The sequence below is a fragment of the Microvirga sp. TS319 genome (assembly GCF_041276405.1).
Taxonomy (GTDB): Bacteria; Pseudomonadota; Alphaproteobacteria; order Rhizobiales; family Beijerinckiaceae; genus Microvirga.
Window position 1 is genome coordinate 3,636,757 of the sequence record NZ_JBGGGT010000002.1, and the last position, 13,244, is coordinate 3,650,000.

A 13,244-nucleotide genomic window follows, 5' to 3' on the forward strand; every position below is an offset into this window, starting at 1 on the left:
CTCGCACCCGGGTGCATCGCATCCAGGCCGTCCGGGACAACACTTTAGGGGTTGGTGCCTGCCTCGTTCACCGAGGCAGGCGGGACGTGAATCAGATCACGTAGGACTTGAGCGGCGGGAAGCCGTTGAAGGCGACCGCCGAGTAGGTGGTCGTGTAGGCGCCCGTGCCCTCGATCAGCACCTTGTCGCCGATCTCCAGCGAGACGGGGAGCAGATAGGGCTCCTTCTCGTAGAGAACGTCGGCCGAGTCGCAGGTAGGACCGGCCAGCACGCACGGCACCTTGTGGTCGCCGTCGCGCTCGCTGCGGATCGGGTAGCGGATCGACTCGTCCATCGTCTCGGCGAGACCGCCAAACTTGCCGATGTCGAGATAGACCCAGCGCACCTCGTCCTCATCGCGGCTCTTCTTCGACACGAGGACGACCTCGGCCTCGATGATGCCCGCATTGCCGACCATGCCGCGGCCCGGCTCGATGATTGTTTCCGGAATGCGGTTGCCGAAATGCTTCGACAGCGCCCGGAAGATCGACTCGCCGTAAGCCTCGACCTGCGGAACCGTCTTCAGGTACTTCGTCGGGAATCCGCCGCCGAGATTGACCATCGACAGGTGGATGCCGCGGATGGCGCACTCGCGGAAGATCGCGGAAGCAGAGCCGAGAGCCTGATCCCAGGCTTCCGTGTTGCCCTGCTGCGAACCCACGTGGAACGACACGCCGTAGGCTTCCAGGCCCTGACGAACCGCATGCTCGAGCACGTCCACCGCCATTTCCGGCACGCAGCCGAACTTGCGGGAGAGCGGCCACTCGGCGCCGGCGCCGTCGCACAGGATGCGGCAGAACACCTTCACGTCGGACGCGGCCACGCCAGCCGTCGCGGCGGCACGGGCGATCTTCTCGACCTCGGCCTCGCAGTCGACCGCATAGAGGCGAACGCCGATCTCGAGCGAGCGCGCGATATCGCGCTCCTTCTTGATCGTGTTGCCGAAGGAGATGCGGTCGGGGGTCGCGCCGGCGGCGAGCGCAAGCTCGATCTCGACGACCGAGGCCGTGTCGAAGCACGAGCCCATGTCGGCAAGAACCTTCAGCACTTCCGGAGCCGGGTTCGCCTTCACGGCGTAGAAAACGCGCGTGTCGGGGAGTGCACGGGCAAATTTGGAGTAGTTGTCACGCACCACGTCGAGATCGACGACGACGCACGGGCCGTCCTCACGTCGGTTGCGCAGGAATTCACGAATGCGCTCAGTCATGGCGCTCTCCCCACCAAAGGTTCAATGGAGGTCTTCAAGCCTCCGGATTGAAATCTGAACGGTCAGAGTCTTCTGCCGTCCGGCGTCAGCGAGGGAAGATGCATCCCGCTTCGTGCGATGGAGACACGAGGAGCGTGAGATGGGCTCTTCACCCGACGATGCTGCCTTGGATTGGATGGGGATGTCCCGTCCGCACGCCTGGCAATGAGAAACAAGCCTCTTCGGTGTTGACCTTTGGAGGGCCAACGAGACCAAAAAAGCCCGTTCGTCGTTGCTTTAAGTCACGTCCCCCGTTGAGAACGGGGTGCGCCGGTTTCGCCTCCGGCTGCCGGTTAGGGGTAGTCGAGAACTAGGTCGTCCTCGGGCGGCTGTCCGGCCTCTTGTCCGGATGCCCACCAACCGGCACGCGACCACAGGCACGTGCGAATTTGGGCAGGAGTGAAATAAGACCTTTTGGCCCCGATCACAAGAGCCTTTCGGGCCTCCTGCGCAATTTTTTAACCCTGCTTCCGGAGGGGAATGGCGGCACCTCCATTCAGCCCCTATTAAGCGGGCCAAGCTCACCCATTTATGGATTGCGGCTTTTAAAATGCCGCCTCCTCCCGAAGACTCAGGACGAACAGTCTCTCAGCCATGCTCGATTTCTCCCGCCGCGCCCTTCTGCAAAGCCTGCTCGCCGCGACCGCGCTCTCCGCCTGGGGTGGGCCAGCCTCAGCGCAAGCTCCGCAGAACGGCGTGCCGACGCCGGAACCGTTCCGATTCGAGGACGTGGTGCGCCGGGCCCGGGAGCTGGCGAGCGCCCCCTTCGAGGCGCCCCCCATGCAGCTGCCGGAGCCGCTCAACCGGCTGAGCTTCGACGATTACCGCGATATCCGCTTCCGGACGGACAAGGCCCTGCTCGCCACCAGCAACAGCCCGTTCCGGCTGCAATTGTTCCACCTCGGCTTCCTTTATCAGAGGCCGGTGACGGTCAACATCATCCGCGAGGGCGTGCCGACTCCGGTTCCCTACCAGCGCGAGCTGTTCGATTATGGCCGCAACAAGATCGACAAGCCCCTGCCGGTGAATCTCGGCTTCGCGGGGTTCCGGCTGCATTATCCGCTCAACAACCCGAAGGTGTTCGACGAGTTGATCGCCTTCCTGGGCGCAAGCTATTTCCGGTTCCTCGGGCGGGATCAGAAATACGGCCTCTCGGCGCGCGGGCTCGCCATCAACGTGGAAGGTGGAGAGCAGGAGGAGTTTCCGTCTTTCCGCGAGTTCTGGATCGAGACGCCCAAGCCGGATAGCACGCGGGCGACGGTCTATGCGCTCCTCGACAGCCCGTCGATCGCCGGCGCCTACCGGTTCGAGATCTACCCCTCCAGGGAAACGACCCTCGACATCACGGCCACGCTCTTCCCGCGCCAGCGCATCGAGAATGTGGGCCTGGCCCCGCTCACCTCGATGTTCTTCGAAGGCGAGAACGACCGGAAGCCCACGGACGATTTCCGGCTGGAGCTTCACGATTCGGACGGACTGCTCATGCAGTCTGGCGCAGGCGAGTGGATCTGGCGTCCTTTGCGCAACCCGAACGGCAAGACGATCTCCTCGTTCTCCGACAACAACCCGCGCGGTTTCGGCCTGATGCAGCGCGACCGGGTATTCGAGAACTACCAGGATCTGGAGGCCTATTACCACCAGCGCCCCGGCTACTGGGTGGAGCCGGTGGGCGATTGGGGCGAAGGCTGGGTCGAGCTCGTCGAGCTGCCGACGCCCGACGAGACCCACGACAACATCGTGGCCTATTGGCAGCCCAACAAGCCCTACGAAGCCGGTCAGGAGGTCACCTTCTCCTACCGCCTGCGGGCGGCCGCCGCCATCGGCACCATGCATTCGGGCGGAAAGGTGATCAACACCTTCCAGACCCCGCCCCGCGCCAGCGGCTCGAATGCGCCGAGCGATCGCACGCATCGCCGCTTCATCATCGACTTCGCCGGCGGCGACCTCGCCTACTACGCCGGAGCTCCCGACCTGGTGCAGCTGGTGCCCTCCACGTCCGTGGGTCAGATCACCAGCACGTTCCTCATGCCCAACGGCCATATCAACGGCTTCCGGGCCGCCATCGACGTGAAGCTGGAACCGGGCCAGTCCACCGATCTGCGCGCCTTCCTGCGCGCGGGGAACCGGGCGCTCACGGAAACCTGGACCTATCCCTGGGCCGTAGAGTAGCCGACCACTCTTGCCCACTGCTCTTGCCAACCGCCATGGAACCGCGCAGAACCGGCTCTGACGCAGGAACCGTCTGCGGCACGACAGGGGCACGCGCGATGAAGCGGAATGCTTGGGCAGCAGGGCTGTTGATGATGGTCTCCGGCTGGAATGCGGCCCCTGCCGACGCGCAGCCCGCACCGCGGGAGATCACCTTCGGGACCAACTGGCTCGCCCAGGCCGAGCATGGGGGCTATTATCAGGCGCTCGCGGACGGCACTTACGAGAAGTACGGCCTGAAGGTCACCATCGTGCCGGGCGGCCCGCGCGCCAACAACCGCATGCTCATGAGCGTCGGCAAGCTCGACTTCTACATGGGCGGCAGCCTGGTCCAGGCGTTTTCGGCGGTCGAGAAGGATATCCCGACCGTCGTGGTCGCGGCCCATTTCCAGAAGGATCCGCAGATCCTGATGAGCCACCCGGGTCAGGGCCTCGATACGTTCGATGCTCTCAGGGCCTCGAACGACATCCTGCTCTCGAAGGACGGCATGGCCACCTTCTTTCAATGGATGAAGGCCGAATACGGCTTCAAGGACGAGCAGGTGAAGCCCTATGGCTTCAGCCCCGCGCCCTTCATGGCCAACAGCCGGGCGGTGCAGCAGGGCTATGTGACCTCCGATCCGCTGGTGATCGCGAAGGCGGCGGGCTTCGAGCCCACCGTGTTCCTGCTCGCCGATCACGGCTTCAGCACCTATTCGACCACCATCGAGACGCGGCGCGACATGGTCGAGACGAACGCAGAACTCGTGCAGCGTTTCGTCGATGCGTCCACGATCGGCTGGTATCATTACCTTTATGGCGACAACCGGCCGGCGAACGCGCTCATCAAACGCGACAATCCCGAGATGACGGACGAGGTTCTGGCCTATGCCGTCGCGAAGATGAAGGAATACGGCATCGTCGATTCAGGCGATGCGCAAAAGCACGGCATCGGCGCCATGACCGAGGCGCGCATGAAGGACTTCTTCGACAAGATGGTGAAGGCAGGCCTCTTCAAGGCCGATCTCGACTACAGGAAGGCCTACACGCTGCAGTTCGTGAACAAGGATGTCGGTCTCGAGCTCAAGAAGTAGCTCGCTTCCGCCCGCACCCCGTCTTGCGAATCCAATGAACATCCCTCCTCTCGTTTCGCTCGAACAGGTCGGAAAAGCCTTCGCCAACGGCGTGACGGCTCTCGACCGGTTCAGTCTCGACATCCGCGAGGGCGAGTTCCTGTCCCTGCTTGGTCCGTCGGGCTGCGGAAAGTCGACGGTCCTGCGTTTGATCGCCGGCCTCGCCGGGCCCTCGACAGGACGCATCGCCTGGCCCGGCTCCTTCGATGCAGACCATCGCGGCCGGATCGGCTTCGTGTTTCAGGAGCCGACGCTGATGCCCTGGGCTCCTGTGGCGGACAATGTCTGGCTGCCGCTGCGCCTGCGCGGCGTTTCACGGAAGGCGGCGCAGGATCGCATCACTCAAAGCCTCGCGCTCGTGGGCCTGCAGGATTTCGCGAAGGCCTATCCGCGCGAACTCTCCGGCGGCATGAAGATGCGCGTTTCGATCGCCCGCGCACTCAGCATGGAGCCGCGTCTTCTCCTGATGGACGAGCCCTTTGCCGCCCTCGACGAGATCACCCGCTTCAAGCTGAACGACGACCTTCTCGACGTGCAGAAGGAACTGAGCTGCACCGTGGTCTTCGTGACCCATTCGGTTTACGAGAGCGCCTATCTGTCGAACCGCATCGCCGTTCTGTCCCCGCGCCCCGGACGCGTCGTTGCCGAGATCGCGGGCGCCTCCTCCCGCGAGCGCGACGGCGACTTCCGGACGAGCCTCGCCTATGCGGATCTGTGCCGGAAGGTTTCGCAGGCCCTGACGGGCAGCATGCGGGACGAGAGGCTGCCATGATCCGCAATCCCCTCAAGCTGATCCTGCCGCTCGCGGTCTTCGTCGCGTTCATAGCCGCATGGGAGACATCCGTGCGTGTCGCCACGGTTCCGCCCTATATCCTGCCGGCCCCGAGCCTGATCGCATCGACCCTGAAAGCCGATTGGCCTCTGCTCTGGGCCTCGCTGCTGGTGACGCTGAAGACCACGCTCGCGGCCCTAGTCCTCGCGGTCGTCGGCGGCGTGGCGCTGGCCGTGGCGTTGAGCCTCTCGCGCATCGTCGAGTATTCGCTCTATCCCTTCGCGGTCGTGCTGCAGGTGACCCCTGTCATCGCCATCGCGCCCCTGCTGCTGATCTACATGCCGCAGGATCTGGCGGTGCTGGTCTGCGCTTGGCTCGTCGCCTTCTTCCCCGTTCTTTCGAATACCATGCTCGGGCTTCAATCCGTCGACAGAAACCTCCTGGAGCTGTTCCAGCTCTATGGCGTTCCATCGCGGCCGAGCCGGCCCGCGCGCATCCGCTCCCGGTTAAAGGCCCTCTGGTATCTGCGCCGCCCCGCAGCCCTCCCGGCTTTCCTCGCGGGCCTGCGCATCGCAGGTGGCTTGTCCCTCATCGGCGCGGTCGTCGCCGAGATGGCGGCCGGGTCGGCGGGAGCCGGGTCCGGATTGGCCTATCGGATCATCGAGAGCCAGTATCGGCTCAATATTCCCCGCCTGTTTGCCGCCCTCGTTCTCCTAGCGGCACTCGGGGTCGCCCTGTTCCTTGCCTTGAGTGTGCTCAGCAGGTTTCTGCTGCGGCACTGGCACGAAAGCGCCCTGCCCCCGGGGGGCTAAAGCATCGGACGCGGGAAGTGGATTTGCACTTTTGGCTCCGATGCTCCCACCATAGAAGAGCGCGTCGTGCGAATTTTGGATCCGATGCTCCCATGCGGGATCTGTTGACCGTTACAGATCTGTCATCGAAACGTCATGACTTCCTGCTCATGATGCTGTCATCGTTGCACCAGAGAGGCATTGCATGGACAAGGACATCATTCATCCCGGCGTGAAAAGCGTCGGCTGGTCCCTGGTCCAAGCGGCGCGGCTTCACCGCAGCCGCACGGGCGACAAGCTCTCCGAACTCGGCCTCTTCGCGGGCCAGGAACAGGTTCTCCAGGCTCTTGCCAGCTCCGGCCCCATGACCATGGGCGATCTGGCGGCCATTCTCCGGGTGCGCCCGCCCACAGCCTCCAAGACCGTATCGCGCCTCTCCTCCCTCAAGCTGGTCGAGCGGCACACGGAGCCGGGCGACGCGCGCGTCGTGCGCGTGAAGCTGACCAAGGAAGGAAAGCGCAAAGCCGCCGCCATCGATGCTCTCTGGGACGAAGTGGAGGCGGAACTGCTCGCCGGCTTCGACAACAAGGACCGCAAGCGCCTCCGCAAGCTGCTGCGCAAGGCCGCCAAGAACCTGGCGGGTATCACGGGCGCCGATCAGACCGGCTTCGAAGCCGAGGACGATATCGAGGAACTGGGTGCCGAAGAGCCGGAACTCACCGCAACCGCCTGAGCCATCCCAAGCTCATTCTTCCTGACAGGGTGTCCCTCCATCGCGTCCGGCTGAAACTTGTTCTATCGTGCGTGCACGAAGCAGCAGGAGCCGAACCCGTTCTCATGAGCGATGCACCCATCGACAGCCTGCCCGGCATCGGACCGGTCACGCGGGACCGTTTGCAGGAGGCCGGGATCCGCACCGTGTCGGATCTGAAGGCCATCGGCTCGGTCGAGGCCTATCGCCGCCTCAAATTCATGCTGCCCCGACATGTGAACCTCAATGCCCTCTATGGGCTCGAAGCCGCCCTGCGCGGTTGCCATTGGCTCGACCTGCCCCAGGATGTGAGGACAGCCCTTCAGAAGGAGGCTCGCCTCGTCGAAGAAGCCTTCCGCCGGGGTCCCGCATCGCGCTGCACGATCGCCTGAAGACCAGAGACATCACCATGAGCAAAGCCGACATCCTCATGACCGCCCCGATGATGCCAGTTGTCATCGACGCACTCGACAGGGCATTCAATCTTCATCGCCTCTGGGAGCATGAGAATCGGGAAAATTACCTGAGCGAGATCGGCCCGCGCATTCGCGGCGTTGCCACGAGCACCCTTTACGGCCGCATGGACGCCACCCTGTTCGAGCGTCTCCCGAACCTCGAAATCGTCGCGAGCTTCGGCGTCGGCTACGACAACGTGGATGTCGCGGAAGCCGCCCGACGCGAGGTCATCGTCACCAACACGCCGGACGTGCTCAACGATGAAGTGGCGGATCTCACATTGGGCCTGCTTCTCGCAGCCCTGCGCAAGATCCCTCAAGCGGACCGGTATTTGCGCGATGGACGCTGGCTGACGGCGCCGTTTCCGTTGTCGAACACCCTGCGCGAGCGCAAGGTCGGAATCGTCGGCCTTGGCCGCATCGGGAAAGCCATCGCAAAACGCCTCGAGGGCTTCGGCGTCAGCATCGCCTATCATGGTCGCACACGCCAGGAGGATGTCGCCTACGCCTATCATCCGACGCTTCTCGGCATGGCGGAGGCGTGCGACGTCCTGATCGTGATCACCCCGGGCGGCACTGCCACGAAGCATCTCATCAATGCGGATGTCCTGAAGGCTCTTGGCTCCCATGGCGTTCTCATCAACGTGGCGCGTGGCAGCGTGGTGGACGAGCAGGCACTCATCGAGGCTCTGAAATCCGGGACGATCCTGACGGCAGGCCTCGACGTCTACGACGACGAGCCACGCGTTCCGCAGGAGCTGATCGACATGGAGCATGTGGTGCTTCTGCCTCATATCGCGTCCGGCTCCGTTCACACGCGCAACGCCATGGGCCAGCTCGTCGCCGACAATCTCATCTCCTGGTTCGACGGCAAGGGGCCACTGACGCCCGTTTCGGAAACGCCTTATCCCGGCAACAGGGCCTAGAACATCGGACGTGAAAAGTGGAATCCACTTTTGGGATTCTCTCCGATGCTCCCTCCTGGTGGAGCGCATCGTTCTTGCGCAAAACCGGTTCTCGCTTCTGCGTCCGATGCGCTAAAGCGCGAATCCGCCATCCACCAAATGGATGTGGCCCGTGGTGTAGCTCGCTTCATCGGAAGCGAGATAGACGGCCAGCGCCGCAACCTCCTCGGCCGTGCCCAGGCGCCCCATGGGCTGACGGTCGATGAAGGCCTGGCGCACCGTCTCGATGTCTTGGCCGGAACTCGCCGCCAGGGCCGCGATGCGCTCATCGAGCGACGGCGACTGCACGGTACCGGGGCATATGGCGTTGGCGCGAATCCCGCGCCTGATGAAATCGGCAGCCACCGCCTTGGTGAGACCGATCACCGCCGCCTTGGTGGCGCCGTATACGTATCGGTTCGGGATGCCGCGCACGGAGGATGCGCCCGAGGCGATATTGACGATGGAGCCGCCACCCTTTTCCAGCATGCCCGGGAGAACGGCCCTGATGGTGCGATGCATGGATTTCACGTTCAGATCGAACGAGAAATCCCAGTCCTCGTCCGAGCATTCGAGCACTGTACCGTGATGCACGAACCCGGCCGCGTTCACGAGAATATCGAAGGGCCCGTTCTCTGAGACGAGCCTATCGACCGCATCACCCGAGCGGACATCGAGCACACGCCGCGTCGCTGCTCTTTCAAGGCCTTCGAGCTTCGCCTCGTCGAGATCCGTCGCGCACACGTGCGCACCTTCGCGGAGAAAGGCCTCCGCGACGGCGCGGCCGATCCCCTGTCCCGCCGCGGTGACGAGAGCCGTCTTGCTGTTCAGCCGCCCCGCCATGACGCCCCCAAGCGCTTCGTGCCTGCCTCAGTGGTTGTCGCGCGGCACGCCATAGGTCTGCGCCACCTTCTGATATTTCACGGCGGGCTTGAGCGTCATGCCCTCCGAAAGCTGATCCACCATGGAGCGCTGGATTTCCTGCCAGGGTGTCTGGCTCGCCGGATAGGCATAGCCGCCGCGCGCCTCGAGATCGGCGCGTCGCTTCTCCAGTTCTTCCCTGGACAGCAGGATATCCGCCGTGCGCTTGTTGAGATCGATGCGGACACGGTCGCCCGTCTGCAGCAGCGCCAGGCCGCCGCCGGCTGCCGCCTCGGGAGAGGCGTTGAGGATGGACGGCGTGCCCGACGTGCCGGACTGGCGCCCGTCGCCGATGCACGGCAGCGAAAGCACGCCGCGTCTGATGAGCGCGCCTGGCGGCTGCATGTTCACCACCTCGGCGGCGCCCGGATATCCGATCGGACCGGCGCCGCGCATGATGAGAATCGTATGCTCGTCGATATGAAGCGACGGATCGTCGATGCGGTTGTGGTAATCCTCGGGTCCATCGAAGACCACGACGGGGCCCTCGAACGCATTCGGATCGTTCGGATTGTTAAGGTAGCGCTCCTGGAACTCGGGGCTGATCACGCTCGTCTTCATGATCGCCGAGTCGAAGAGCGTTCCCTTCAGGTTCAGGAAGCCCGCCTTTTCCTTCATGGGCCTGTCGTAGGAGCGGATTACATCGCGATCCCAGGTATGTTTGCCGCGGCAGTTCTCGCCGATCGTGGTGCCCGTGCAGGTCAGCGCATTCTCATGGATCTTGCCGGCACCGATCAGCTCAGCGATCACGGCCGGGAGACCGCCCGCGCGGAAATACTCTTCACCGAGGTATTCGCCTGCGGGCTGTACGTTCACGAGCAGCGGAATTTCAAAACCGATGCGCTCCCAATCGTCGTTGTCGAGCGGTACGCCGATATGTTTCGCAATGGCATTGATATGAATCGGCGCGTTCGTGGAGCCGCCGATGGCGGCATTGGCCACGATGACGTTTTCGAAGGCCTCGCGCGTCATGATGTCGGAGGGCTTGAGGTCCTCCCACACCATCTCGACGATGCGCTTGCCCGTCTCGTAGGCCATCTGCCCGCGCTCGCGATAGGGAGCTGGAATGGCGGCCGAACCTGGCAGGGACATACCAAGGGCCTCGGCCAAGGCGTTCATGGTCGAAGCGGTGCCCATGGTGTTGCAATGACCGACCGACGGCGCCGAGGAGCCGACGATATCCATGAACTGCTGATAATCGATGTCGCCAGCGGCATGACGCTCGCGGGCCTTCCACACGACGGTGCCGGAGCCCGTGCGCTCGCCATGGTGCCAGCCATTGAGCATGGGACCGACATTAAGCGAGATCGCCGGAATGTTCACCGTAGCCGCCGCCATCAGACAGGCGGGCGTGGTCTTGTCGCAACCGGTAAGCAGAACCACGCCGTCGAGGGGATAGCCGTAAAGAACCTCGACCAGAGAGAGATAGGCCAGGTTGCGGTCCAGGCAGGCGGTGGGACGCTTGCCGGTTTCCTGGATCGGATGGCACGGAAATTCGAAGGCTACGCCGCCGGCCGCCGTGATGCCGTCGCGCACGCGCTTGGCGAGCTCGAGATGGTGGCGGTTGCAGGGAGAGAGGTCGGAACCCGTCTGGGCGATGCCGATGATCGGCTTCTTGCCTTGTAGTTCCTTGCCCGTCAGACCGTAGTTCAGATAGCGCTCGAGATAGAGCGCGGTCATGCCTGGATTGTCGGGGTTGTCGAACCAGAGCCGAGAGCGAAGCTGATCGGGAGAGCGGCGGTGGGGCCTGTCAGCCATTCTTGTATCCTCTCAAATGATGCGCGCGCTGCAGCCTTATGTGGAGCAGGGCGGAACCCGGGTCCAACCGGTGAGGCGAAAAACCGGCCTCCCATGTTGATTCCTGAGCGAGCACTCGAAAGCGAAATGCTTCCCAATGCAAGGCGACTTTCGCATAAATCATACAAATGACGCTACGACGCAAGCGAACTCCTGTTCCACCTCTTCATCGTGTTCGTTGCCGATCGGTCGACCCACAACCATGTAGGCAGCCGGGAGGCCTGCACGCGCTTCTCCCATAGGCCGCTTGGTGTCCGCTGTCGCTCAGCCCAAGGCGCTTACGGTTTCATCGATCTGCGCCCGCGTCGCGGGATCGAGATCGAGGGCCAGAGCAAGCTGATGGAGGAATTCGCGCTCCTGAATGGTATCGGGGTCGATCGCGATCCGGGCGGCCGCATAAACCTGCGCCGCCTTGTCGGGATCGTTGACGTTGGCGGCCAGTTCCTCCACATCCGCGGGCGAGGCCATCTCATTTTCCAACCAATGGCTGGCCTGCGGATCGATGCCTGCCTCCACCAGCCCCTTCACAATCCGGGCACGCTCGGCCTCGTCGATCCGCCCATCGGATGCTGCGGCCGCCACCATGGTTCTCAGGAAGAGCAAAGCATCGTCCTCCGTCTGGGAGACGGGATGGAAGCGCGAGGTCTCGGGAAGAGCGAGCGCCACCTGAGCCACCTCGTGATCGGCCGGCAGGGCGCCCTCCCCGGCTCTCTCCTCCGGAGTCTGCGAGGGGACGGTTCCTCCACCCTGCCGTTTCTGGTAAGCGCGATAGGTAAGGCCACCGATGACCGCCAAGCCTCCGAGCTTCACGAGGTTGCCCGTGAGCTTTCCCTTCTTGCGGCCCCCGAACATGAGCCCGGCGAGGCCGACGAGCGCGGCCTGTGCCAGTCCCGGATGCTGGACTGCCAGATCCTTTGCTTTCTGCAGGAGCTGATCGGGCGAATGACCGGCAAGCTGAGTCACGCCCTTCTCGAATGACGACGCGAGCCCCTGTGAGGGCTGGCCCGCATTGTTGCCCCCCGGCGATCGTGGCTGATCCTGATGCGGCTCGGCGCGTCCGATCGCTCCTATGAACGCGTCCAACAACTTCCTGTAGTCGACCATCGGGTTCCTCCTGCCGGTTCGTTGCGAAAGCAAGAACACAACGGAGGCGCAGGACAATGGTTCAGGTTTGGGCACGCAACGAAGCGGCGTCGGACGCAAGACGACCGATCTCGGAGAGATCTCCCCGTCTCATCGCGTCTGCTGGCGTGACCCAGGTGCCGCCGACGCAGGACACGTTGGACAGAGAGAGGTAGGAGCCGGCGCTGGCCCGGTCGATGCCGCCTGTGGGACAGAAGGACAGGTGCGGCAGAGGGCCACCGACCGCTTTGAGCCAGGCAGGTCCGCCGGACACGGCAGCCGGGAAGAACTTCAGCGCGTTGAAGCCCAGCTCGGCCAAAGTCATGGCTTCTGAGGCCGTGGCACAGCCGGGCATGACGGGAATGGTGGCTTCGCGCAGACTCTCTGCAAGCTGTAACGGCGTCCCGGGCGTCACGATGAACTTCGCCCCGGCATCGACCACTTCTCGAATTTGGCTGGGGGTCAGCACCGTGCCGGCTGCAACGACCGCCTCCGGAACGGCTTTGGCAATCGCGCTGATCGCGTCCAATGCGGCGGGCGTTCTGAGCGTCACCTCGATGACGGGAAGCCCTGCCTTGACGAGGGTGTGAGCCAGATCAATGCTGAAGCGCGCATCCTCGATGGTGACGACCGGAATCACGGGCGCCAGGCGCAAGTATTCGCGAAGAAGGCTTCCCTCGGATCCCATGGCGCGCTCCTCATCGGTTTCCTGGTTCGTCGGCTTGTGAGGGTTGTAGAACGCTGGCGGATCCCTGCCAAGATGTCCGTTGTATGGATTATGTGCGGGGCCGTGCCGGTTATTGGGCGCGCCCTCGTGTCGTTCGCCGATCGTGAAAGAGATCAAGACTGAAGCGAATTACAGACACGCGATTGCCCCCTCCCCCGCCCCGGGAGGTGACGTGCGCGGGTCGGCCTGTTGCGCCGAGGAGTGCGTGTTTTGTGGGGTGGTTTCGAAAGCGTCCTGGTCGATGGGTCAGCAAGTGCCAGAACAGCAAAAAGCCCGCGAGGTGTTGGCTCGCGGGCTTTTTGGTGTTCTGGATTTGGTTGCGGGGACAGGATTTGAACCTGTGACCTTCAGGTTATGAG

Annotated in this window: 12 protein-coding genes and 1 tRNA gene (1 of these 13 running past the window's edge); 7 read left to right on the forward strand and 6 right to left on the reverse strand. The window is 63.6% G+C overall.

The window, feature by feature from the left end; all coding sequences use genetic code 11:
• Window positions 1-91 precede the first annotated feature (91 nt).
• Entirely contained in the window at window positions 92-1,246 is a 1,155-nt protein-coding gene (locus AB8841_RS26600; RefSeq protein WP_370438747.1) for a type III PLP-dependent enzyme, read from the reverse strand.
• 633 nt (window positions 1,247-1,879) lie between these two features.
• Here AB8841_RS26600 and AB8841_RS26605 point away from each other — a divergent pair.
• The 7 genes from AB8841_RS26605 to AB8841_RS26635 all read left to right on the forward strand — a co-directional run bounded on the left by AB8841_RS26605 (window position 1,880) and on the right by AB8841_RS26635 (window position 8,300).
• Window positions 1,880-3,454: a glucan biosynthesis protein gene (locus AB8841_RS26605; RefSeq protein WP_370438748.1), complete on the forward strand. Its 1,575-nt coding sequence runs from the start codon at window positions 1,880-1,882 to the stop codon at window positions 3,452-3,454.
• A gap of 98 nt (window positions 3,455-3,552) precedes the next feature.
• On the forward strand, window positions 3,553-4,566 hold the full coding sequence (locus AB8841_RS26610; RefSeq protein ID WP_370438749.1) for an ABC transporter substrate-binding protein: 1,014 nt from the start codon (window positions 3,553-3,555) through the stop codon (window positions 4,564-4,566).
• A gap of 34 nt (window positions 4,567-4,600) precedes the next feature.
• Window positions 4,601-5,377, forward strand: coding sequence for an ABC transporter ATP-binding protein (locus AB8841_RS26615; RefSeq protein ID WP_370438750.1), 777 nt, complete (start codon window positions 4,601-4,603; stop codon window positions 5,375-5,377).
• On the forward strand, window positions 5,374-6,189 hold the full coding sequence (locus AB8841_RS26620; RefSeq protein WP_370438751.1) for an ABC transporter permease: 816 nt from the start codon (window positions 5,374-5,376) through the stop codon (window positions 6,187-6,189). Before AB8841_RS26615 ends, AB8841_RS26620 begins: the two co-directional genes overlap by 4 nt.
• A 184-nt stretch (window positions 6,190-6,373) precedes the next feature.
• Complete coding sequence (locus tag AB8841_RS26625) at window positions 6,374-6,901, forward strand: MarR family winged helix-turn-helix transcriptional regulator (protein ID WP_370438752.1); 528 nt, start codon at window positions 6,374-6,376, stop codon at window positions 6,899-6,901.
• Between the two features lie 104 nt (window positions 6,902-7,005).
• Entirely contained in the window at window positions 7,006-7,311 is a 306-nt protein-coding gene (locus AB8841_RS26630) for a TfoX/Sxy family protein (RefSeq protein WP_370438753.1), read from the forward strand.
• A gap of 17 nt (window positions 7,312-7,328) precedes the next feature.
• Window positions 7,329-8,300 (forward strand): 2-hydroxyacid dehydrogenase, encoded by a 972-nt coding sequence (locus AB8841_RS26635; protein ID WP_370438754.1) that lies wholly within the window; start codon window positions 7,329-7,331, stop codon window positions 8,298-8,300.
• A 111-nt stretch (window positions 8,301-8,411) separates the two neighbouring features.
• Here the strand turns inward: AB8841_RS26635 and AB8841_RS26640 are convergent, their stop codons facing one another.
• From AB8841_RS26640 to AB8841_RS26660, 5 genes are all read right to left on the reverse strand, one after another.
• Window positions 8,412-9,161, reverse strand: coding sequence for an SDR family oxidoreductase (locus AB8841_RS26640; protein ID WP_370438755.1), 750 nt, complete (start codon window positions 9,159-9,161; stop codon window positions 8,412-8,414).
• Between the two features lie 27 nt (window positions 9,162-9,188).
• The gene (locus tag AB8841_RS26645) at window positions 9,189-10,997 is read right to left on the reverse strand and encodes an IlvD/Edd family dehydratase (RefSeq protein ID WP_370438756.1); all 1,809 of its coding nucleotides are present in this window, start codon (window positions 10,995-10,997) and stop codon (window positions 9,189-9,191) included.
• 303 nt (window positions 10,998-11,300) lie between these two features.
• On the reverse strand, window positions 11,301-12,140 hold the full coding sequence (locus AB8841_RS26650; RefSeq protein WP_370438757.1) for a tellurite resistance TerB family protein: 840 nt from the start codon (window positions 12,138-12,140) through the stop codon (window positions 11,301-11,303).
• Window positions 12,141-12,201: 61 nt separating this feature from the next.
• Window positions 12,202-12,846: a bifunctional 4-hydroxy-2-oxoglutarate aldolase/2-dehydro-3-deoxy-phosphogluconate aldolase gene (gene eda / locus AB8841_RS26655; protein WP_370438758.1), complete on the reverse strand. Its 645-nt coding sequence runs from the start codon at window positions 12,844-12,846 to the stop codon at window positions 12,202-12,204.
• Between the two features lie 353 nt (window positions 12,847-13,199).
• Window positions 13,200-13,244: transfer RNA gene (locus AB8841_RS26660), tRNA-Met, on the reverse strand; it runs 32 nt beyond the window's last position.